Here is a 21461-nt window from a genome sequence, read left to right as displayed (position 1 = left end):
CGAAGGAGCCTAGCGACGATTGACAGCCCCCCCTCTCGCTTCATAGACTGCCGGTGAAGTTTCGTAAAGGAGGGCAACGATGGCAAGAAAGGCCCCAAGCAAGGGAAAAGGGGACATGACCACCCGCGAGGCCGGGCGCTTGGGCGGCAACAAGGTCAAAGAAGAGTACGGCCCCGAGTTCTACGCCGAGATCGGCCACAAGGGCGGTCAGATCGGGGGTCGCAAGGGGGGTAATACCACCAAGCAGAAATACGGCCCCCAGTTCTACTCCGAGATCGGCAAGAAGGGCGGCAACAAGGTCCGCGAGCTGATCAACGCCGGCAAGAAGTCCCTCGGCCAGGACTAGCGCCTGCGGCTCTTACGTCGGAAGCGTCCCCTAACGGTTGCGCCCCCGGGAAGCCTGGTTGCTTCCCGGGGGCGCCGCGTCATGCTTCGACGGTCAGGGCCTCGACCATGTCGTGGAACTCGTCCTCGCTGAGGACCTGTATGCCGAGCTTGTTGGCCTTTTCGAGCTTGGAGCCCGCGTCGGCGCCCGCCACCAGGTAGTCGGTCTTCTTGGTGACGCTGCTGCCGGCCGCCCCACCGAGCCTCAGGACCAGGGCCTCCGCGTCGGGACGGCTCATGCGGTCCAGCTTGCCCGTGAAGACGAAGGTCTTGCCTGCAAGGGGCCCCACCACGGGCACGTCCGCCTCGCCTTCGAGCTCCATCACCACGCCGGCCGCGCGCAGCTTGGCGAGGACTTCCTGGTTGTGGGCCTCGGCGAAGAAGTCCACCAGGCTCTCGCTGAGGCTGGGGCCGATGGTCGGGATGGCCTGCAGCTCTTGGGCGGTCGCCTGCGAAAGGCGCTCGATCGAGCGGTAGCGCCGGGCCAAGAGGCGCGCGGTCTGCTCGCCGATCTCGTGGATGCCGAGCGCGAAGATCAAGCGCTCGAGAGGCTGCTGCTTGCTCGAATCGAGGGCCGCAAGCAGGTTGTCCGCGCTCTTCTCGGCGAAGCGCTCCAGCGAGAGGAGCTGCTCGCGCGTCAGGTAGTAGACGTCCGCCACGTCCTTGACCAGGCCGTGCTCGACCAGGGTCTCGGCCACCTTGATGCCGAGCCCTTCGATGTCCATGGCCCGGCGGCTGGCGAAGTGCTTGATGCTCTCGACCACCTGGGCGGGGCACTTCAGGCCGCCGGTGCAGTAGCGGGCGACCTCGCCCTCGAGGCGGACCGTGAGCGAGCCGCAGACCGGGCAGTGGCTGGGCATCTCGAAGTCGCGCTCGGTGCCGTCGCGCCGCTCGGGGATCGACTTGACGATCTGGGGGATCACGTCGCCAGCGCGCTGCACCACGACCCAGTCGCCGATGAGCAGGTCCTTGCGCCGGATCTCGTCCTCGTTGTGGAGGGTGGCGCGGCTGACGGTGACCCCGCCGATCTCGACCGGCACCAGGTGCGCGACCGGGGTCAGGGTGCCGGTGCGGCCCACCTGGATCTCGATGTCCACGAGGCGCGTGGTGGCCTGAATGGCGGGGAACTTGTAGGCGATCGCCCAGCGGGGCTCGCGCCCGACCGCCCCCAACCGCTCCTGGTCGGCGAGGCTGTTGAGCTTGATGACCACCCCGTCGATCTCGAAGGGCAGGGCATCACGCTCGGCCCCGAAGTCGCGGTAGGCCTTGATCACGGCCTCCAGGCCGTTGACCAGGCGAATGCCCTCGTACACCGGGAAGCCCAGGCGACCGGTCTGCTCAAGGGCGCCGTACTGGGTGGTGATCCCCTCCAGGCCGAGGGTGGCGTAGGCGAAGAAGCGCAGGGGGCGCTTGGCCGTGATGCGGGGGTCGAGCTGGCGCAAAGCGCCCGAGGCCGCGTTGCGGGGGTTGGCGAAGAGGCTCTCGCCCTGGGCGGCGCGCTCGGCGTTCATCTCCTCGAAGTCGGCCTTGGCCATGTAGACCTCGCCGCGCACCTCGATGGGGTGGTCCGAGGCGTAGGGAGGCAGATCCCAGGGGATGTCGCGGATCGTGCGGATGTTGGCGGTGACGTCCTCGCCCGTGACCCCGTCGCCGCGGGTGGAGGCCCGCACCAGGCGTCCGCGCTCGTAGATCAAGGAGACGGCGAGCCCGTCGATCTTGGGCTCGAGGGTGAAGGCCAGATCCCCCTCGCGCTCCAGGAGCTTGTGCAGGCGCGTATCCCAGGCCGTGAGCTCCGCGTCGTCGAAGGCGTTGGCCAAGGAGAGCATGGGCACCCGGTGGGTGACGCTCGCAAAGCCGGTCTGGATGGGGGCGCCGACCCGCTGGGTCGGCGAGTCGGGGAGGGCGAACGCGGGGTGCGCCGCCTCGAGTTCCTGCAGGCGCCGGAAGAGCCGATCGAACTCCGCGTCGCTGATAATCGGCTGGTTAAGCACGTTGTAGCGATAGTTATGCTCGTCGATCTCACGCGACAGGCGCTCGATCTCGGCCTGGACGGCCTCCGTCGACATGGCGGCTTCCTTTCCTGCGTTCAGGGACCCTTCTGCTGGGGGTCCGTCCATTCTAGCGAGATCCGCACCACGACGGCAAGCGAGCACCCTCGAAGGCTTGGATGCTAAATCTTTACGCGCCGGGGGCCCTCCCCCCGCCCAAACCGGGACTTTTGTCCCTGGTCGCAGCCTTACTCGCTGGCTATAAACGACATGCCTTCACCCGTGTCAAAGGAGCCTCTTCAATGCGCACTTCCCTCCTGCGCGCCGCCACCCTGGCCGCCGCGATCGCCACCACACTCGGTGCCGGCGCGGCGCACGCCTACCCCAACGCCGTCGTCTTCGCCCCCTCGGGCGACGCCAAGGGGCAGGGACAGGCCACCTTCTTGATGTCGACGGGCCTCTACGGGGGCAACCCCGTCGCGTGGCAAGGGGTCAACGTGGGCCTGTTGCCGAGCCTTCCCTACGGCGTGAGCGGGCTAAGCTTCGGCGGGCTCGAGGTCGGCTGCGACGCCGCGAGCTTCGTCGGCCAGACGCCGCCCATCAAGCTACATTTCAACGCCAAGCTCCAGCTGCTGAGCGAACAGGGCGCAGTCCCCAGCGTCGCCGTCGGCACCATGCAGCAAGCCCTCTTCACCCCCGACCGCAGCCTCGCGATGACCTACGCCGCGCTCTCCAAGACCCTGAGCTGGGGCGAGACCGGGCTCGGTCGCCTCACCCTGGGCGGCGGCCAGAACGCCCCGGCGAGCCCCGGTCTCTTCGTGCCGACCGCCCCGTTCAGCGGAACCTCCAACGGCTTCGTGCTGGCGGGCTACGAGTCCCCCGCCTTCGGGCCCTGCTACTTCGCGGTGGACCACCTGGGCGGGATCAGCGAGGTCGGCGGCACCTTCGCGGCCCTCAACCTCCAGACCGTCCCGGGCACCTACGCGGGGGTGATCTACGCCCTGTCCAACGACCGGACCGTCGCCAACGGCGACTCCGTGTGGTTCTACCTCTCGGCCAGCTGGGACGTCCTCAAGGCCTTCGGCCACCGCTGAGTGAAAGGAAGGCATCGCCATGAAACAGACCGCCCACAAGCTGATGACCGGCTACGGCCTGAGGGGCAAGCTGGTCCGGCGCATCGGCGGCGCGGCCTTCGCCCTGCTATTGGCCGTCGCGATGGTGTACTACCTGAAGGCCGCCGCCATGGTCGAGGCCCAGGCGGAAGCCACCGCCCGCGCCCAGGCGCAGGCCGCCGCCGCCCGGGTCCAGGGCGAGCTGATGCGCTTCAGCAAGGTCCCGTTCCAGGTCGGCCAGCTGGTAACCTCGATCCCCGACCTCTCGTTCGATCAGCTCGATCGCTACATCAAGCAGTCCTTGACGAACACCCCGGCCGATGAGCTCTACGACCTCTACTTCTTCTACGACGACCGGGGCTACCGGGACCCGCGCTCCAACGCGACCTACACCCGCGCGAGCCTCCCGCACCGCACCCCGCTCAACTACGACTTCCACGACCCCCAGCAGAGCTGGTACGCCCTGCCCAAGCAGACGCGCCAGCTGAGCGTCACCGAGCCCTACTTCGACGCCGGCTCGACCGAGGTGCCCATGGTCAGCGTCTCGCTGCCCGTCGAGCGGGACGGGCGCTTCATCGGGGTGACCGGCTCCGACTTCAAGCTCGACTCGCTCAGCCAGAGCATCGCCAAGCTCCACTTCGCCGCCCAGGACGCGGGCGACAAGACCGAGAGCTTCGCCTTCCTCTTCTCGAAGGCGGGCAACCTTGTCACCTTCCCCGACCAGGCGCAGCTGGTGAGCAAGGACGGCCCCGGCAAGACGGTCCAGACCGCCGACGGCGGGCGCTACGCCGCTCTCGCCGAGGCCAAGCCCGGGGACGTGGTGCACCTCAAGCTGCAAAACGACAAGCCCGCGCTCGCCTTCGTCGAGCAGATCCCGCTGGCGGGCTGGACCCTCGCCATGGTCGTACCCGAGAGCGAGATCCTCGCCCCGCTCGCCAAGTTCCAGGCCTTCGGCTACCTCACCCTGGGCGTCGCGCTGGTCATCCTGGTCGCGCTGCTCTTGATGCTCGCCAACCAGATCGCCCAGCCCCTGAGCCTTCTCAGCAAGGCCGCCGAGCACATGGCCCGGGGCGACACCAAGGTCGAAGGGCTGCTGCCCAAGGCCACCGAGGGTGAGATGGCGCACCTGCGCAATGCCTTCCAGGCCATGGTCGCCCACCAGCAGGCCATGGCCGAGGCGGCCGAGGCGATCGCCTCGGGCGACCTGAGCCGTACCGTCACCCCCAAGGGCGCCACCGACACGCTGGGCCAGGCCTTCGCCCGGATGACCGCCAACCTGCGCGACGTGGTCTCGCGGGTCCGCACCGCCTCGGACGTGGTCAGCCAGGGCGCCGAGCAGATCGGCAGCTCGAGCGGTGAGCTGATGCAGACCGTTCACGTCCAGGCCTCGAGCGCCGAGGAGACCTCGGCGGCCATGGAGGAGATGGCGGCCAACCTCCAGTCGGTGGATTCGAGCGCCCAGGACCTGAGCCGCAAGGCCGAGGTGATCCGCCAGCAGTCGGATGAGCTCGCCGCGGCCGTCACCCAGACTTCGAGTGCTATCGCCGAGCTCGCGGCGAGCATCCAGCAGGTGGCGGGCAACGTCGACGACGCCAACCGGGTCTCGGAGGAGGCCGCGGGGGCAGCCCGGTACGGCGAAGAAGCCGTCGTCAAGGCCGCCGAAGGCATGACCGCCATCAGCCAAACCATGGACGGTATCCGGACCACCATCCAGGTGCTGGACCAGCGCTCGGCCGAGATCGGGGCGATCATCGAGGTGATCGACGACATCGCCGAGCAGACCAACCTCCTCGCCCTCAACGCCGCCATCGAGGCGGCGCGTGCCGGCGAGGCGGGCCGGGGCTTCGCGGTGGTCGCCGACGAGGTTCGCAAGCTCGCCGAGCGCTCGGCCAAGGCCACCCGCGAGATTGGGACGCTCATCAAGGGCATCCAGGCCGAGACCTCGCAGGCCGTCCACGTGACCCAGGAGGGCACGCGCAAGGTCGAGCAGGGGGTCCAGCTCGCAAGCCACACGGGTGAGGCCCTCGGCCGGATCAAGACCGCCGCGCTCAAGGTCAAGGACCTGCTCGGCCAGGTGGCCTCGGCCACCGGCGAGCAGACCCGCGCCAGCGGCCAGATCGTGACGGCCACCGAGCAGATGGCCGCCATCAACCGGCAGGTCACCGGCGCGGTCGAGGAGATGAACCAGCTCACCCGCAGCGTTTCCTACGCCACCGGCGAGCAGCGCCAGGGCTCCGAGCAGGTGGTGCTCGCCGTCGAGAGCCTCAGCCGCAGCGCCCAAGAGGCCGCCAACGCCACCAATCAGGTCAGCGGCGCGGCCGAGGACCTGCGCGAGCAGGCCCATGCCTTGCAGGAGACCGTGGCCTTCTTCCAGGTGGAAGAGGCCCAGCCCGAGCTCGGCGCCGTCCCCCAGGCGCGCCTGCTCGCCAGCGCCAAGCGCTAGTCCACCCCTCGCAAGCCGCCCAGGTGCATACCTGGGCGGCTTGCGCATAGCAGGCTGGCGAAAATTTAGACCATGGTCTATATATAAAGGCGTTCGAGCCCCCTTGGCCCCCGAGACAGGCCCATGATGCAGTTCGACCGCTTTTCTTTCGCCAAAGCCCTTCTCCCGCGCGCGTCCTTTCGGTCCCTCGCACTGACGCTCGTCGTCGCGTCGTGCCTGAGCGGCTGCTTCAAGCTCCCGGTGCCGCGCTTCGAGCCGCCCCGCGCGGCGGGGGCCGACATCCGGCGCTTGGTCGCAGGCGAGTGCTTGCTGCCCACCTCCCGCAACAACCGGGTGCAGATCCACCTCGGCGGCGAGACCACCCACCAGGCGATGCTCGCCTTCATCCGATCGGCCAAGCGCTCGCTCCACGTCGAGATGTTCATCTTCCACGACGATGCCACCGGCAAGGAGGTCGCCGACGCCCTCATCGCCCGTGCCAAGGAAGGCCTCGACGTCCGGATCCGACTGGACTCGCTGGGCGTGGAGGGGGCCCGCACCGACTACCGCATGTTCGACTACCTGCGGCAGGGCGGGGTCCGGGTCCAGACCCACAACCCCTGGTACTGGAGCCCGACCGGTTTCAACGTGACGCACCGCAAGCTGTTCGTGGCGGACCAGCGCCGGGCGCTGACCGGTGGGGTCAACGTGGGCGACGAGTACCGTTACCACTACTACGACGCCATGCTCGAGATCGATGGGGATGCCGCCCGCCAGATTTCACAGGTCTTCCAAGAGGCCTGGGGCGAGGACCTGGCCGCCCAGGTGCTCGAGCAGGACGCCGCACCCGCTCCGGGCTCTGAGCCGCTGCAGATCGCCCTGGCCGCGCCCGGCACCTCCCAGGCCCACGAGATCCGCAACGCCTACCTCACGGCGGCCCACGGCGCCAGCGAGAGCCTAGATGCGGCCTTCCCGTACTTCTGGGACGAAGAGCTGGTCTCGGCCTTCGCCGAGGCCGCCCAGCGGGGGGTCCGCGTGCGCGTCCTGCTCCCGGACTGGGGGCGCTTCGACGCCCTCCACCTGCTCAACCAATCGAGCGCAAGGCGCCTGGCGGCCTCAGGCGCCCAGATCGCCCTGGTGAAGGAGAAGTTCCTGCACCTCAAGTACCTGGCGGCGGATCGGAAGTGGGCGAGCCTGGGATCGGCGAACGGGGACACGCGCAGCCTGATCGAGAACCACGAGCTGAACGTCTTCTTCATGCGCCGGCGCACGGTGCAGGCGATCGACAAGCTGGTCTACGCGCCTCTCTGGGAGAGCGCGCACCACATCGCCCACACGGCCGAGTTCGAGCCGCCGCCCGCCCAGGGCTGGACCCTCCCGCTGCTCGAAGGGATCAAGAGCTGGCTCTAGCTCAACGGCTCAACAGCACCCCCGGCGCCTCGTAGAGCTGGCGCTGGAGCATGATGACCTGCAAGGGGGGCGGCGCCTCTCCGGCGCGCACCAGGTCGGCGAAGGCCTCGATGTGCAGCTTGCAGGCGCGATCGCGCATGCGGGGGAAGACCACCGAGGTCAAGAGGCCCGGCGTGCTCTCGGTGTCGTAGGGCAACACGCCCCAGAGGGCAAGACGCGCGTGGGGCTTCCGGGAGCGGCGCAAAAAGCGGGCTCGCTCGCGGGCGCGGCGCGCGGGATCCGGCTCGGCCAGGCTCTCGAGCAGGTGATCGACGAGCTTGGGGTGCCAGGCCCGGTTGGCCAATAGCCGGTGCCAGATGGCATCCGGGAAGCGCTCGGTGGCGATCTGGAAGCAGCGATGGTCCAGCTCCAGGGCCGTGACCCTGGCATAGGGGAGCAGGTCGCTGAGCGCCCCGAGCAGCAGCTCGAGGGCCTGGGGCCCTCTGAGCCGCGCAGGCGTCAGGCGAAAACGCGTGCGCAGTACCGGCATGGCGTGACTCCATCGTCAACGGGGAACCGGCCCATCCCGGCTCCTCCCCCCTTCTTACACCCGATCGATTCCGCTGGCAATTCCCAAGAAAAATCTCCCCGCCGTTGTCGACGGGGAGAGCGATGAGACGGGAAGCGAGCGCCTACAGGTAGTTGGAGGCGAGGGCGCGCTGCTCTTCGAGGACCTTCGAGACCTGCTCGAGGGTGCAGAAGCCGAGGCGGATGACCAGGTGGCCCAAGAGCAGGCCGGTCTGCTCGTGCTCGCGCACGGCCTCCTCGAGCTGCTCGGGGGTCATCAAGCCGCGGCGCACGAGCATCTGACCGAGGCGCATGTCGCGGTACTGCTGCTCGAGCTGGCCTTCGAGCTGCGAGAAGGTCAGGTAGCCCAGACCGAACAGCAACTCGCCCAGGCGCATGTAAGGCTTCTTAGCCTGCTCGCCCAGGGCGTGCTCCAGTTGGGCGTCGGTGATGATGCCCTGCGAGACCAAGACCTGCCCCAGACGCTCCTTGCGGGGACCTTCCGACATCGCGCCTCCTCGTGAGTGGTACGTGGCTATGCCAGCCCTCTTGCTGAAAGACGCCTCATTCTAGCCTTTTTCGGGCCATGCTGTAAATTGGAGGCTGGATCCGACCCCAAGGAGAACGCGATGGGCACCCTGATCAAGAACGGCGACATCATCACGGCCACCGAGCGCATGCGCGCCGACGTCTACGTGGAGGACGGCATCGTCCAGGCGATCGCATCCTCCCTCGACGCCAAGCCCGGCGACCGGGTCATCGACGCCAGCGGCTGCTACGTCTTCCCCGGCGGGATCGACGTCCACACCCACCTGGACATGCCCTTCATGGGCACGGTCTCGACCGACGACTTCGAGACCGGCACCCGGGCCGCGGCCATCGGCGGCACCACCGGGGTCATCGACTTCGTGATGCCCGAGCGCGGCCAGCCCCTCCTGGACGCCCTGGAGGTCTGGCACGCCAAGGCGCGCGGCAAGGCCGTCAGCGACTACGCCTTCCACATGGCCGTGACCCACTACAGCGACGCGGTCGGCCGCGAGCTGCCCCAAGTGGTCGAGGCGGGGATCACCTCCTTCAAGACCTTCATGGCCTACAAGGGCTCCATTGGGATCGACGACGCGGGCCTCTTCCAGGTCATGCGCAAGACGCGCGATCTCGGGGCGCTGGTCACCGTCCACGCCGAGAACGCCGAGGTGGTCGACGGGCTGGTGCGCGAGATGGTCGCCGAAGGCAAGCTCCACCCCCGCTACCACGCCCTCTCGCGGCCGGCCCTGGCCGAGGCCGAGGCGACCCACCGCGCGATCGCCCTGGCCGAGATCAACGCGCGATCGCTCTACATCGTGCACCTGACCTGCGACGAGGCCCTCGCCCACGTCAAGCACGCCCACTGCCGGGGCCAGCACGTCATGGCCGAGACCTGCCCCCAGTACCTGCTATTGGACGACTCGCGCTACGAGGGCCCCGACTTCGAGGGCGCCAAGTACGTCATGAGCCCCCCCTTGCGCAAGCCCAAGGACAACGAGGCGCTCTGGCAAGCGATCGCCGCGGGCTACATCCAGACCGTCGCCACCGACCACTGCCCCTTCGACTTCCAGGGCGCCAAGCAGATGGGCCGGGACAACTTCGCCAAGATCCCGAACGGCGCGCCCGGCATCGAGGACCGCCTCGCCCTGCTCTACACCTACGGGGTCGTGCCGGGCCGCATCTCGCTCAACCGCTTCGTCGAGGTCTTCGCCACCAACCCCGCCAAGATCTTCGGCCTCTTCCCCCGCAAGGGCACCGTCGCCGTGGGCGCGGACGCGGACCTGGTCGTCTTCGACCCCACCATCAAGGGGAGGATCTCGGCTTCCACCCATCACCAGCGGGTGGACTACAACCCCTTCGAGGGCTTCGAGACCATCGGGGCGCCGACTCATGTCCTGATCAACGGTCAGCTCGCCGTCGAGGGCGGCAAGTACGTGGGCGAGCCGGGCACCGGCCGCTACCTGCCTCGCAAGCCCTCTACGACCGTCCGAAACACCGGACACCTGGAAGGGGTCGCGACCGGTTTTTGAGCAAACCACCAAGGGTATAGAAGGCTGCGTGCCGGCTATCGCCTTCTCAATGGGGGATGCTCATGATCGTTTCGGTGGAAGCGCTACGAGACATCAGGCTCGAGACCCTTCCCAAGCTCGATGTCTCGCCCATCCTCTACGACGCCCTGGATCTGCTCGACGATCCCAACGTGAGCGTCGAGGAGCTCGCTCATCTAATCTCGCTCGATCCCCAGCTCGCCGGTCAGCTGGTGGAAACGACCCAGGGCCACTCCAAGCGCAGCGTCGAGGACATCGACCAGGCCATCAAGCTGATGGGGATGGGGGCCTTTACGGCCTACATCGCCTGGTTTTGCGCCGAGAATGAGCTGACCAACCGCCTCCACCCGGAGATCCACAAGCTGCTCAGCCTCAAGTCCTGGAACCACAGCCAGCAGGTCGCCATCTGCAGCCACCTCTTGGCCGAGCGGCTCGAGTACCCCAACCTCCCGGCCGCCTTCAGCGCCGGCCTCTTCCACGACCTGGGCCACTCGCTGCTCGAGCGCTTCTCGCAGGAGGAGCTGGTCGAAGCGTTCAAGCTCGATCCCGAATTGCTCGCCCCGCGCGACCACACCGAGGACATGGCCGTGGGCTGCAACCACGGCTACGTCGCCAGCACGGTGCTCGAGGCCTGGGGGGTGCCCCCGGTCGTGCTCGACGCGGTGCGCCATCACCACGAGCCCTACGAGGCCCAGGTGGACCACAAGCTGACCCGCATCGTCCACCTCGCCGACGTGGCCATCGAGTGCCACCGCACCCGGTTGCCCTTCGGCATCGCCCTCTTCAAGACCGACACCGCCCTTTTGGAGAAGATGGAGCTGAGCAAGGACTCCCTCGCCCTCTGCGCCAAGCAGACCGCCGAGATCTTCTCCAAGGCCAAGACCAGCGGCAGCTTCATCCTGCCGAGCACCTAGCGCGCCTCACGGCACCGTTCCACCCAGCCGCCCTTCAGGGCTTCACCTCCACCGACATGGTCGCGCAGAGCGCTCCGGACCAGGCCACGATCCAGGCCGTGCCGGGTTCGACCGCCGTGAAGACCGCCCCGGCCCCGAGCCCCTCGATGCGGCCGACGCCGCTCGTCACCGAGCCCGGCAGGCCCAGGCGCCGAGGGTCCATCACCTCCCAGCGGGTGAGGGTGGGGTTCGAGACCACCTGCCCACCGGTGTCGAGGGCCCCCGAGACCGAAACGGCGAGTAGCTCGCCCACCGTGAGCGATCGCGGCGCGGCCGCCGGCATGACCAGGCGCGACAGGACCCTGAAGGACTGCGCACTCGTGCCGGGGATGCCGTCGGCCAGGACCGTGAGCGGACCGCTCATGGCCCCGGCGGGCACCGGGGCCCGCAGGACCCCGCCATTGAGGACCGCGGCGCTGCGGGCCTCGCCCAGGGCCAGGGCGTAGGGGCCGCGATCGCCGAACGCGCCGCGGACTTCCACCGTGACTCCGGGCCCCCCGTTGTCGGGGGTGAAGGTGAGGCCGCTCGGAGCGCTCTGGGGGACGAGGTCCAGCGCCACGGTGGTGCGCTGGTTGGGGAAGAGGCCCACCCCCGTCGCCTCGGCCGAGGCAATGGGCACGCTGGTCGAGGCCTGCCCCGCCCGGAAGGCCTCGGCCCGAACGACCAGGCCCGTGGCGGCTTCGAGCGTGAGGCTCGCCGTGGCCGTCCGGGACACGCCCGTCTCCGGGCGACTCAATTGCACCTCGCGCAGGATCGTCTCGCCCTTGCGCACCCGCACCCGGATGGTCTCGGCGCTCAGCGGGATCTGCTGGACCGCGCGATAGGGCCACTGGACACCTAGCAGCAGGGTTCCCCCCGGTGCCGGCTCGATGGCGAGCGGCCACGACGAGGCCTGGGGCGTCGCCGTACGGCAGCCGGCCACGAAGAGCGCCAGGGCCAAGGGCAAGAAATGGCGTCGCATGGGCGCTCCTCCTTACTGAACGATCACGGTCAACGCGCTGGTGGCCCGCACCTCGATCGTCACGTCCTGGAAGACGTGGGGGTCGTCGAGCGCCGCGCACCGGACCCGGTAGTCGCCCGCCACGGTCGTCGGCTTGGTCGATACCAGGCCCGTGGGGCTGAGCGCGAGCTGTCCGGAAGATCGGTCGACCCACTGGATGGATGCTGGGAAGCCGTCGGCGCGCGTGGCGCTGCCCGTGAGCTGGTGCTGGGTCACCAGGCCGAGGCCCAGGGCCGGATCCCGCGGCGGCAAGAAGAGCACCAGATGTGTTCGCGAGACCTGGACCGCCCTGATGGCGACCAACGGAGCGGCCGTTGGCTTGGGGGTGGGTGAGGGGGTATCGGGAGGCGTGGGGGTGGGCGCAGGCGTGGCGCTGTTGGTCGCCTGCACGGTTCCGGGCGAGAGCGCGCCCTTGAGAGACGGATCGGCCTGCCCGCCGCCATCGGGCAGGGCCTGAACCGGGATGAGGGCGTCGTCCTCCTCGGCGACGAAGCAGCCCGCAAGCGCGAGCACGGCGAGTCCCAGACCGATCGTCCTCCTCACGCGCGACGGCATGGCGCCCCCTTTCTTTTTGATTTTATTTCAATTAATCATTTCAATATCAGTAATACCCGTTAACGACAAATCGTAACAAAATCAAAAACCACCCGAAAGCGTCTGCTTCCGGGTGGCCAAAGAGAGGATGGCTTAGGGTGAGAGCGGTACGGTGAGCTGCTTGTAGTGCGTCACCTCGCGCGGGGCCCCTGCGACCTCGACGATGTCGATGCAGTCCACCGGGCAGACATGCGAGCACAGCGAGCAGCCCGTGCAGCGATCCAGGTGGACCTGCGGCAGCCCGCGCTCCTTGATCGGCGTGCCGACGGGGTGCGGCACGGTGATGGCCTGGTACGCCGCATCGCCGCAGGCGGTGACGCACTTGTCGCACTTGATGCACTTGGCCTCGTCGATCACCGCCTTGGGACGGTAGTCGAAGTCGAGCGCCGAGTGATCCGCCAGGTTGGGCAGGGCGCGGCCCACGAGGTCGTCGAGGCTCGAGAAGCCCTTGCGCTCCAGGTAAGTTTCGAGGCCCTGCGTGAGCTCGGTGATGATCCCGAAGCCACGCAGCATGACCTCGGTGCAGACCTGAAGGTTGGTCGCCCCCAGCGCCAGGAACTCGGCCGCGTCACGCCAGGTGGCGATGCCGCCGGTCGCGGAGATGGCGGCCCCCGGGTACTTGCGGGCGATGTCGCTGACGGCCTTGAGGGCGATCGGCTTGACGGCCACGCCCGAGTAGCCACCGTAGGTGGTCCGGCCCTGGACGCTCGGACGGACCGAGAAGTCCTCAAGGTCGACCCCCATCAGGACGTTGACCGTGTTGATGGCCGAGATGGCGTGGGCGCCCGCCGCCAAGGCCTCGCCGGCCGGTACCGTGATGTCGGTGACGTTGGGCGAGAGCTTGATGATGACGGGGACCGTGGCGACCTCGCTGACCCAGCGGGCGATGTTGCCCGTCACCACCGGATCCTGCGAGCAGACCGAGCCCATGCCCCGCTCGGGCATGCCGTGAGGGCAGCCCAGGTTGCACTCGATCATGTCGCAGCCCGCCTCCTGGAAGAGGCGCACCAGCTCCTTCCAGTCGTGCTCGCTGGTGCCGGCGGCCATCACCGAGCCGATCAGGACCTGCTCGGGGAAGCGATCCTTGATCCGGCGGCACTCTTCGAGCCACACCTCGAGGGGGCGATCGCTGATCAGCTCGATGTTCTCGAAGCCGAACATGCGGCGATTGCCGACGTTGAGGGCGGCAAAGCGGGGGCTGACGTTGTCGATCCGCTCGTGGGCGGGCCCCGCCGTCTTGATGATGGCGCCGCCCCAGCCCGCCTCGAAGGCCCGCATGATCATCTCACCCGTCGTGGTGGGCGGGGCCGAAGCGAGGGTGAAGGGGTTCGGGAAGCGAACCCCGGCGAACGAAATACTGAGGGACATTCAAGCCTCCCGATCGGGCCGGTCGTTGAAAGACGACCGTTTGGCCAAGATCATACCAGGTGAAAAGCCTACCATGTCGCTCAGCCGAGCGTGAAACGGGCGCCTGGTGACCCGTCCCGATCGGTGGTAAAATTCCCGGGACCAGGCGTTCCATCGCAACAAAAGGAGAGGCTTCATGGATCATCTTCGAGCCGGCGGCGGAGCCGGCGCCCCGCTGGTGCCTGCCGTGGCCAACGAGAACAAGACCCAGCAGGAATGGGAGTACGAGTACCTCCAGGATCTGGGCAGCGACCCCAAGGCCCGTCTCAACGAACTTGGCAAAGACGGTTGGATGCTCGTGAGCGCCTCCCCCTTCATCTTCCGCCGCCCCAAGATCTCGGACGAAGGCAAGACCCGCGGCCCCGTGGGCTTCTCGCGCCAGTAGTTTTAAACGAGCAAGCCCCTGGGAACAAGATCCCCTAGCGTTTCCTCTCGGATCGAGGAAGACGCTGGGGGATCGAACGTATGCAGCAACCACCAAACGGCTCGCCCCAGCGGGGCACCCAACCCCTCCGGCAGCCCTCGACCCGTCCCTTGTCGGACAGCTTCGTCTCGTCGGGCGGCTCTGCCGCTCCGGCCAATACCCGCGGCACGCGCCCCCTCCAGCCGTTGTCGCCCGACGCCCTCAGGACCCTGGTGCCGCAACGGCTCACCGAGGTCCAGAAGGACCTGGACTACGTCCGACACCTGACGACCCTCTTCGCGGCCCCCGTCACCCTCCTGCGCTACGCCATCCATCTGGTGGACGCACCCCCTGCACCCGTGGTGATCCCCGAGGAGGCCGAAGCGCCTCTCGCAGCGGACGCCTTCGCCGAAGCGGAAGAAGCCGAGGGCGACGAGGCGCCTCTATTCGAGGCTGAGGACGACGAGGCGACGCAGTCCGAGGCTGAGAGCGACGAAGCGATGCTGTTCGAGGCCGAAGGTGACGAGGCGCCGATGCCCGAGCCCGAGGACCCGACGCCCGCTCCCTTTCGCAGCCTGACCACCGCTCAGCGCGGCCTCGCCCACGAGGTGGCCGAGGTGCTGCGGCGCGACCCCAGGCTCAAGCAGCGCGCCATGGTCTCCCTGTACCAGTACGACGACACCCTCCAGAGCCACCGCGAGGCCTCGGAGCTGATGGACGAGATCTACGGCTGCGACTACGGTGCCGCCTGGGAACGCCTGCCCCTGCTCGGCGTCGAGCGGCTCAAGGGGAAGGCCTACGCGATCTGCGGCTTCTACGAGAACTTCAAGCACGACCCGGTGATCAACCGGGTCTTCCCGGCCCCGAACAACGGGGGCGGCGGCGCGACCGGTCCGCTCAACGCCTCGCCCGCCCGCACCGGCCCCCTGGTCCAGCCGGTCGTACAACCCATCACCCAGCCTCAGGCCGACACGAGCATCACCCCGAACGGCCTGCTCGGCAAGCTCAAGGGTCTCTTCGGAAAGTAAATCCCCGCCCCCGAGGGGGCGGGGATTTCCCTATCAGGGGGTGCTTCCCATGTCCGGGCCGTAGCGGGTGACCCGGTTGCGGCCGTTGCGCTTGGAAGCGTAGAGGGCCTGGTCGGCGAACTCGACCAGCTCCACCGGCGTCTTGGCGTACGCGCCGAAAGTGGAGACCCCGATCGAAACGTTAACGTGCAGGATCTCGCCCTTCGGCCCCGTCAGGTCGGTGGAGGCGATCGCCTCGCGGAGGCGCTCGGCGAGGACCATGGCCCCCTCTTCGTCGGTCTCGGGCATCAGGACCAGCATCTCCTCGCCGCCGAAGCGGCCTGGGATGTCCACGCTCTCGCGGATCTGCTCCTTGATGACGGCCGCCACCAGCCTCAGGACGTCGTCGCCCGTCGCGTGACCGTAGGTGTCGTTGAACTTCTTGAAGTGGTCGATGTCCATCATCGCGAGGCTCAGCGACGAGCCGTAGCGCTGGGCGCGGCGCACCTCACTCGCAAGCCGCTGCTCGAAGTACGAGCGCACGAAGAGGCGCGTCAGGCCATCCACCGTGGCCCGCTCGTAGAGCTTGGCGTTCTGGATGGCGACCGAGGCCTGGCTTGCGATCGCCTGCAACAGGTCCAGGTCGCGCGGGCCGAAGGCGTTGACCACCGCCTGCGAGTCCACGTACAGCACCCCCAGGGGCTCCTGCTTGACCATCAGGGGCACGCACATGACCGTGCGCAGGTTGAGGTCGAGGATGGACTGCTGGGCCTGGAACTGGGCGTGGTCCTTGGTGTCGAGCACGCATTCCGCTTCGAGGGTCGCAAGCACCCGCTGGGTGATGCTGCCCGAGACCTTCTCGCCCGAATCCGTCAGGACGTTGCCCGCGCGGTCCTTGGCGTGGTGGAAGCGGAGCTGCTCGCCGTCCTCGGTCAGGAGGATGAAGCAGCGATCGGCCCCCGTCAGCTTGAGCGTGAAGTCGACGACGTTGTCGATGACTTCTGCGAGCACCAGGGTGGTCGAGACGGTCCGCGCCAGGGTGTTGAGCATCTCGAGCTGGCGGGCATGCGCCTCGCGCTCGGCGTCGAGGCGCAGATTGGTCTGGGCCTGGACCGCCTGGGCCTTGCGGGCCTCGACGAGCTGCGCGCGCGCCGCTTCGAGCTCCTTGAGGGCTGCGAGGTAACGGCCGTCGGCCGCCCCCGCCCCGGCGTGCTCGGCAGGCGAGAGGTCCCCGCGCTGGACCCGCCACAGCTCATCGAGCGAGAGCAGATCCTCGCGCGCCGCCTCGTCGGAGCAGCGCGACAGGATGGTTTCGAGCGCCCCGCGGGCCTCGGCCAAGAGGCGATAAGCCTCCGCCGAGCGGCCTTCGAGCCGCGCGCGGCCGAAAGTCGCCAAGAGCGCGAGACGGGCCGAATCCCCCAAGCGAGCGGCCTGCTCGAAGGCCTCGCGGGCCCCAGTCACGTTGCCGAGGCGCCCCAGGGCCTCGGCACGCAGCCAGTGGGCTACGCCCTCCACGTGAGCAGCACCGCACGAATTGGCACCTGCGATCGCGGCGTCCAGCGCCTCGACGGCGGCAGTCGCCTCACCCGCCACGCGCAGCGCCCAGGCGCGGGCGACAAAGGCTCGCGCCCTGGCGCCGTGGGCCTGGTTCTCTTCGGCCCACGCCGCGAGGCGATCGCTCTGCGCGAGAGCGGCAGTCGTATCGCCGAAACGCGCTTCGAGCTCGGCCCCGAGTGATAGCAGCTTGGCGTCGTACTCATGGATGCCGGTCGAGTCGCTGAGGGCCGTGGCCGCCTCGGCCCGGGCCTGCGCCGCCAAGAGACGGCCCAGCAAGAGCTCGACCTCCACCGCGTAGCTCGCCACCGTCACGTCCAGGTACGCATTACGGGTCCGCTCGGCGACCGCCTCAGCGGCCTTCAAGCACGCTGCCGCCTCGGCACCGGCGCCCAGGTGGCCGTGCGCGACGGCCTCGACCACCAGCGCGATACCCTCGTAGAGAGGGTTGCCCGAAGCCGCGGCTCCCTCGGCCGCCACGTGGGCGTGCCGGGCCGACTGAGCAAAGCGCCCGAGCTCGTAGCAGGCCATCCCCAGGTTGATCTCGGCACAGATCTCGTCGTCGCGGATCCCCAGCTCGCGGCAGAGGACCAGGGTCCGATCGAAGGAGGCGAGGGCGTCCGCATAGCGGCCCACCGACATCTGGGCATTGCCGAGCAGGTTGAAGGTGTCGTTGAGGCCCGGCTTGTCCCCCAGACGCTCCTTGACCGCGCGGGACTCGTCCAGGTACGCGAGGCCCGTCGCAACACGCTCGGGATTCCCCTGGACGTAGAGCAGACCCAGGAGGCCGAGGCACGAGCTCATCATGGCCTGGTCGCCCCGTTCGCGAGCGATGGCGAGCGCCTCTTCGATGCGCGCGACGGCCGACGCCGAGTCCCCCTTGAAGTTGTGAAGACGCCCCATCGCAAAACGCACCCGCGCCCCCTCGGCCGGATCCGGGTGCTCGGCGAGGGCTGCGAGGGCCTCTTCCATCCGCGCGAGGGCCTCATCGTACTGCGAGCGGACCTGGTGCAGGATCCCCAGGCTGTAGAGCAGCGAGGCCTCGCGGCCGGTGCCGCCCAGCGCGCGCGCGATGGCGAGGGCCTCCTGGTAATGGCCAGCCGCCGCGTCCAACTCGGAAGAAAAGCGCGCCAGATCCCCCAGGCCCTGGAGGAAGCCGAGGCGATCGATCGCCTCGGTTGCGTGGGGCAGGCCCGCCTCGAGCATAGTCCGGGCCTGGTCGAGGCCGAAGATCGCAAGGCTCTTGCGCGCCGCGGCGAGTGCTGCCGGCACCCCGCGCGCGGGGGCGTCGCTCGAAAGCTGATGCCGCGCCAGCTCGAAGAGGGCCTCCAGCCGATCGTCGCCCGAGAGCTCGATCGCAAGGACGTCGGCGACGCGGGTGTGGAGGGAAATGCGCGCCGGCGCGTCGAGGCGCGCGTAAAGAAGCTCGGCGAACTGGCCGCCGATGAAGCGCAGCATCCCCTCGTCCTCGCGCAGGACGCCTTCGGCCGCAAGCTGCGCGAGCGCCTCGAAGCGCGCGTCCTCGTCGCAAGCGACCAGGCGCAGCAGGCGCGCCGTGGGGAAGGGCTGACCCATGACCGCGGCGACCTCGGCGATCGCGATCGCCAGGGGGCTGAGGCGTTCGATACGGCGCAGCAGCAGGTCGTGGATGCTCGACGGCAGCTCCGCCGCCGTGATGGAGAGGCCCTCGGTCTGCCAGCGCCCCTGGCGACGGCGCAGGAGGCCCTCCTGGTGGAGGTGGCGCAGGGCGCTCTCGACGAAGAGCGGGTTGCCGTGCGTCGCCTTCTCGAGCTGCGACACGAAACCATCCGCCAGGTCGCGGTGGCCGAGGATCGCCTCGGTCATCTCGCGCACCTCGGCAGGGGCCAGGGACGGCAAGGGCAGGGCACCCGCCGCCTCCTCGCGGCCCGCCGTGACCAAGAGCAGCGGGTGCTCCGCAAGCTTGGTGGCGATCGCTCCCAGCAGCTCCTGGCTGCTCGCATCCGCCCAGTGCCAGTCGTCCAGGAGCAGGACGAGGCCGCCCGCGCGCGACAGGGTGGCGAACAGCTCGACGACGGCCCCCTGAAGGCGGGCCTTCTCCTTCTGGGGGTCGAGCCCGACGGCGCGCCCATCGGGCATCAGCTCGGGCAACAGGCTCGACAGGGGCAGGCAGAAAGGAGCACGCGCCTCCTCGCTCAGCGCGGCGACGGCCGCGCGCAGCACCGGGACGAAGGCGGCGTAGGGAGCCCCTTCCTCCTGGCAGTTCGCGCTCAGGACCGACCGGCCCGCAAGCTGCGCCTGGAAGCGCAGCTCTTCGAGCAGGCGCGTCTTGCCGAGGCCCGGGGCCCCGGTGAAAGCGAGGGTCGTCCGCTCATCGCGCGAAAGGGCTTCGAGCCCGTCGTTGAAGGCGGCAAGCGCCTCGTGGCGGCCCACGAAGGGACTCGCCCCGAGCATGCCGGCCTCGTCCTCGTCCTGGGCCACGCCGAGGGCGGCGAGCAGGTCGTGGCACGACTGGAAGCGCGCGAGGGGGTCCTTGGCCAAGAGGCGCAGGACGACGGCCTCCAGCTCGGGCGATACCTGCGGGCAGAGGGGAGTGATCGGATCCGGAGTCTCCTCCAGGTGGGCGCGCAGCACCGCGACCGGATCGTCGCCCTCGAAGGGCACGCGACCGGTCAAGAGGTGGTAGGCGAGCGCGCCGACCGAGTAGAGATCCGAGCGGGCGTCGAGCTTGGCGCCGCGCGCCACCTCGGGCGACATGTAGGCGAGGGTGCCCTTGATACCGCCGCCCGGCTGACCCGAGGGGCCCATCAGGCCGAAGTCCATCAGCTTGAGACGACCATCAGGGCGCAGCCGGATGTTCTCGGGCTTGATGTCGCAGTGGACGAGGCCTTGCTGATGGATGTAAGCGAGGGCCTGCGCGAGCTGCGCGAGGACCTGCGAGACCTGGTCGGGCGAGAGGGGCAAGAGCGCGTCGAGGCCGTCGCCGGGGACGACCTCCATGGTGAAGAAGGGGGTGCCGTCCTCCTGGGTGCCGAAGTCGTAGACCTCGACCAGGTTGGGATGGCGCAGACGCGCCATGGCCCGGAACTCTTGCCGGAAGCGGCGCGCGGCGTCCTCGGGATCGGTCGCTTGCTGCACCGCCAAGGTCTTCAGGGCGAGCTGGCTGCCGTTCGTCAGATCCTCGGCGAGGTAGACACACCCCATGCCGCCCTGTCCAAGCAGGGAGAGGACGCGGTACCGATGGGTAAGCTGCTCGATCATCGACCCCTCGCCAACACGCAGGGCGAAAGACGCCCTCGAAGCTCGGAGCAATGCTAACAGATTAGCGTTGGCGAGGCAATCGAGCGCCAGCGGGGCTCAGGTGCTGATCGCTTGGCCTTCTTCGCGGATCTCCGCGACCTTGAAGCCCAGATCCCGTTCGAGCACCTCCTTGAGGCGGCCGTGGGTGATGAACTCGGGGTTGTACTTGACCGTCACCACCCCGAGGCCCGTCAGCCCGGTGTCCTCTTCGAAGGGACCACTGCTCGCCCTGACGGCGATCACGCCCTCCAGGGCCCGCAGGCCGTCGACGATCCGGCGCACGCACACCTTGCACGTGATGTCCTCGACGAAGAAAGACACTTCCCGATGGTGCAGCATAGCCTGCCTCCTCCTTACTGATCTCGTCTAGGTTCCACCGATGGCGAGCGACCCGACCCGGCGCAGCTTGACCCGCTCGACCAGGCGCGACACGTCCCGGAGGTGACACAGCTCGGTGCCGGGGGTCATGGCCGCCCCGGCCCCCGCGGCCACCCCCCACAACAGCGCCTCGCCGAGGCTCTCGCCCAGCGAGAGGCGATGGACGATCCCCGCGACCATCGCATCCCCCGCTCCGACCGAGGACTGGGGCGCGATCGCAGGCGGCGTCGCGATCCAGGCCTCCGTCGCGCTCATGGCGTAGGCCGCGCGCGGGCCGTCCGAGACGACCACCATCTCGATCCCGCGCTTGATCACGTCCTCGGCTGCGGCCAGAAAAGCCGATTCCCCTTCGAGGGTGCGGCCGGTGAAGCGCTCCAGCTCGTAACGATTGGGTTTCACCAGGGTGGGCCGGGCCTCGATCCCCGCCGACAGGGCCGTCCCGTCCGCGTCGAGGGCGGTCCTGAGGCCCTTGGAGCGGGCCTCCTCGATCAGGCCGCGGTAGATCTCCTTGGGCAACCCCGGCGGGACGCTGCCCGAGAAGACGATGAAGTCGGGCCGCTCCGCCCAGCCTGCGATCTTGCGCTGGATCCGGTCCCCCTCCTCCGGCCGGACGTAGGGGCCCGGCGCGTTGATCCGGTAGGGCTCGCCGGTGCTCAGATCGTGCAGGATCAGGTTCTCGCGGGTCTCCCCCTCGATCCAGTTGAAGGCCGAGGTGATCCCCTCGTCCTCCAGGGCCCGATGAATGAGCTGGCCGTTGTGGCCCCCCAGGAGCCCCAGCGCGAGGGTGCGCCCGCCGAGCTCGCGGACCACCCGCGAGACGTTGATCCCCTTGCCGCCGGGATCGGAGCGGATCGCAAGCGCCCGGTTGGTATCGTCCGAGACCAGGGCGTTTACCGTCATGGTCCGGTCCAGCGAAGGGTTAAGGGTCACCGTCGCGATCATGGCCGCGCTC

At 68.8% G+C, this 21461-nt stretch carries 17 protein-coding genes; 8 read left to right on the top strand and 9 right to left on the bottom strand.

Features of this window, described 5'->3' with window-relative positions:
* Positions 1-79 precede the first annotated feature (79 nt).
* Positions 80-346 (top strand): hypothetical protein, encoded by a 267-nt coding sequence (locus J7643_13970; protein ID MBO9541691.1) that lies wholly within the window; start codon positions 80-82, stop codon positions 344-346.
* A gap of 79 nt (positions 347-425) precedes the next feature.
* Here the strand turns inward: J7643_13970 and ligA are convergent, their stop codons facing one another.
* Positions 426-2450, bottom strand: coding sequence for an NAD-dependent DNA ligase LigA (gene ligA / locus J7643_13965; GenBank protein MBO9541690.1), 2025 nt, complete (start codon positions 2448-2450; stop codon positions 426-428).
* A 224-nt stretch (positions 2451-2674) separates the two neighbouring features.
* On the opposite strand from ligA, the gene J7643_13960 reads away from it, so the two are divergent.
* The 3 genes from J7643_13960 to J7643_13950 all read left to right on the top strand — a co-directional run bounded on the left by J7643_13960 (position 2675) and on the right by J7643_13950 (position 7316).
* The gene (locus J7643_13960) at positions 2675-3466 is read left to right on the top strand and encodes a hypothetical protein (GenBank protein ID MBO9541689.1); all 792 of its coding nucleotides are present in this window, start codon (positions 2675-2677) and stop codon (positions 3464-3466) included.
* A gap of 19 nt (positions 3467-3485) precedes the next feature.
* A complete protein-coding gene (locus tag J7643_13955) occupies positions 3486-5927 on the top strand; it encodes a HAMP domain-containing protein (GenBank protein MBO9541688.1) in 2442 nt (813 codons plus the stop codon).
* Positions 5928-6050: 123 nt separating this feature from the next.
* A complete protein-coding gene (locus tag J7643_13950) occupies positions 6051-7316 on the top strand; it encodes a phosphatidylserine/phosphatidylglycerophosphate/cardiolipin synthase family protein (GenBank protein MBO9541687.1) in 1266 nt (421 codons plus the stop codon).
* Position 7317: 1 nt separating this feature from the next.
* On the opposite strand, the gene J7643_13945 is transcribed toward J7643_13950, so the two are convergent.
* Together J7643_13945 and J7643_13940 are read right to left on the bottom strand one after the other, a co-directional pair.
* Positions 7318-7845, bottom strand: a complete 528-nt coding sequence (locus J7643_13945) for a hypothetical protein (protein MBO9541686.1) — start codon at positions 7843-7845, stop codon at positions 7318-7320.
* Positions 7846-7987: 142 nt separating this feature from the next.
* On the bottom strand, positions 7988-8371 hold the full coding sequence (locus J7643_13940) for a hypothetical protein (GenBank protein ID MBO9541685.1): 384 nt from the start codon (positions 8369-8371) through the stop codon (positions 7988-7990).
* Between the two features lie 120 nt (positions 8372-8491).
* On the opposite strand from J7643_13940, the gene hydA reads away from it, so the two are divergent.
* A complete protein-coding gene (hydA, locus tag J7643_13935; GenBank protein MBO9541684.1) occupies positions 8492-9916 on the top strand; it encodes a dihydropyrimidinase in 1425 nt (474 codons plus the stop codon).
* Positions 9917-9978: 62 nt separating this feature from the next.
* Positions 9979-10848 (top strand): HDOD domain-containing protein, encoded by an 870-nt coding sequence (locus J7643_13930; protein MBO9541683.1) that lies wholly within the window; start codon positions 9979-9981, stop codon positions 10846-10848.
* Between the two features lie 34 nt (positions 10849-10882).
* Here the strand turns inward: J7643_13930 and J7643_13925 are convergent, their stop codons facing one another.
* The 3 genes from J7643_13925 to preA form a co-directional block, all read right to left on the bottom strand.
* Positions 10883-11848 (bottom strand): hypothetical protein, encoded by a 966-nt coding sequence (locus J7643_13925; GenBank protein ID MBO9541682.1) that lies wholly within the window; start codon positions 11846-11848, stop codon positions 10883-10885.
* Between the two features lie 12 nt (positions 11849-11860).
* Entirely contained in the window at positions 11861-12442 is a 582-nt protein-coding gene (locus tag J7643_13920; GenBank protein MBO9541681.1) for a hypothetical protein, read from the bottom strand.
* A gap of 132 nt (positions 12443-12574) precedes the next feature.
* Positions 12575-13849 (bottom strand): NAD-dependent dihydropyrimidine dehydrogenase subunit PreA, encoded by a 1275-nt coding sequence (preA, locus tag J7643_13915; GenBank protein ID MBO9541680.1) that lies wholly within the window; start codon positions 13847-13849, stop codon positions 12575-12577.
* Positions 13850-14024: 175 nt separating this feature from the next.
* On the opposite strand from preA, the gene J7643_13910 reads away from it, so the two are divergent.
* Positions 14025-14273, top strand: a complete 249-nt coding sequence (locus J7643_13910) for a hypothetical protein (protein MBO9541679.1) — start codon at positions 14025-14027, stop codon at positions 14271-14273.
* Between the two features lie 80 nt (positions 14274-14353).
* Positions 14354-15319 carry a hypothetical protein gene (locus J7643_13905; protein ID MBO9541678.1) on the top strand — a complete coding sequence of 322 codons (966 nt, stop codon included), beginning with the start codon at positions 14354-14356 and terminating at the stop codon, positions 15317-15319.
* Between the two features lie 33 nt (positions 15320-15352).
* On the opposite strand, the gene J7643_13900 is transcribed toward J7643_13905, so the two are convergent.
* The 3 genes from J7643_13900 to pfkB form a co-directional block, all read right to left on the bottom strand.
* Complete coding sequence (locus J7643_13900) at positions 15353-20092, bottom strand: diguanylate cyclase (GenBank protein ID MBO9541677.1); 4740 nt, start codon at positions 20090-20092, stop codon at positions 15353-15355.
* A 96-nt stretch (positions 20093-20188) separates the two neighbouring features.
* A complete protein-coding gene (locus tag J7643_13895; GenBank protein ID MBO9541676.1) occupies positions 20189-20470 on the bottom strand; it encodes a heavy-metal-associated domain-containing protein in 282 nt (93 codons plus the stop codon).
* A gap of 27 nt (positions 20471-20497) precedes the next feature.
* The gene (gene pfkB, locus J7643_13890) at positions 20498-21451 is read right to left on the bottom strand and encodes a 1-phosphofructokinase (GenBank protein ID MBO9541675.1); all 954 of its coding nucleotides are present in this window, start codon (positions 21449-21451) and stop codon (positions 20498-20500) included.
* Positions 21452-21461: the final 10 nt, after the last annotated feature.

The organism is bacterium, assembly GCA_017744355.1.
In the GTDB taxonomy this organism is placed as follows: domain Bacteria; phylum Cyanobacteriota; class Sericytochromatia; order S15B-MN24; family UBA4093; genus JAGIBK01.
This window is presented reverse-complemented; position numbering and strand designations above follow the sequence as displayed.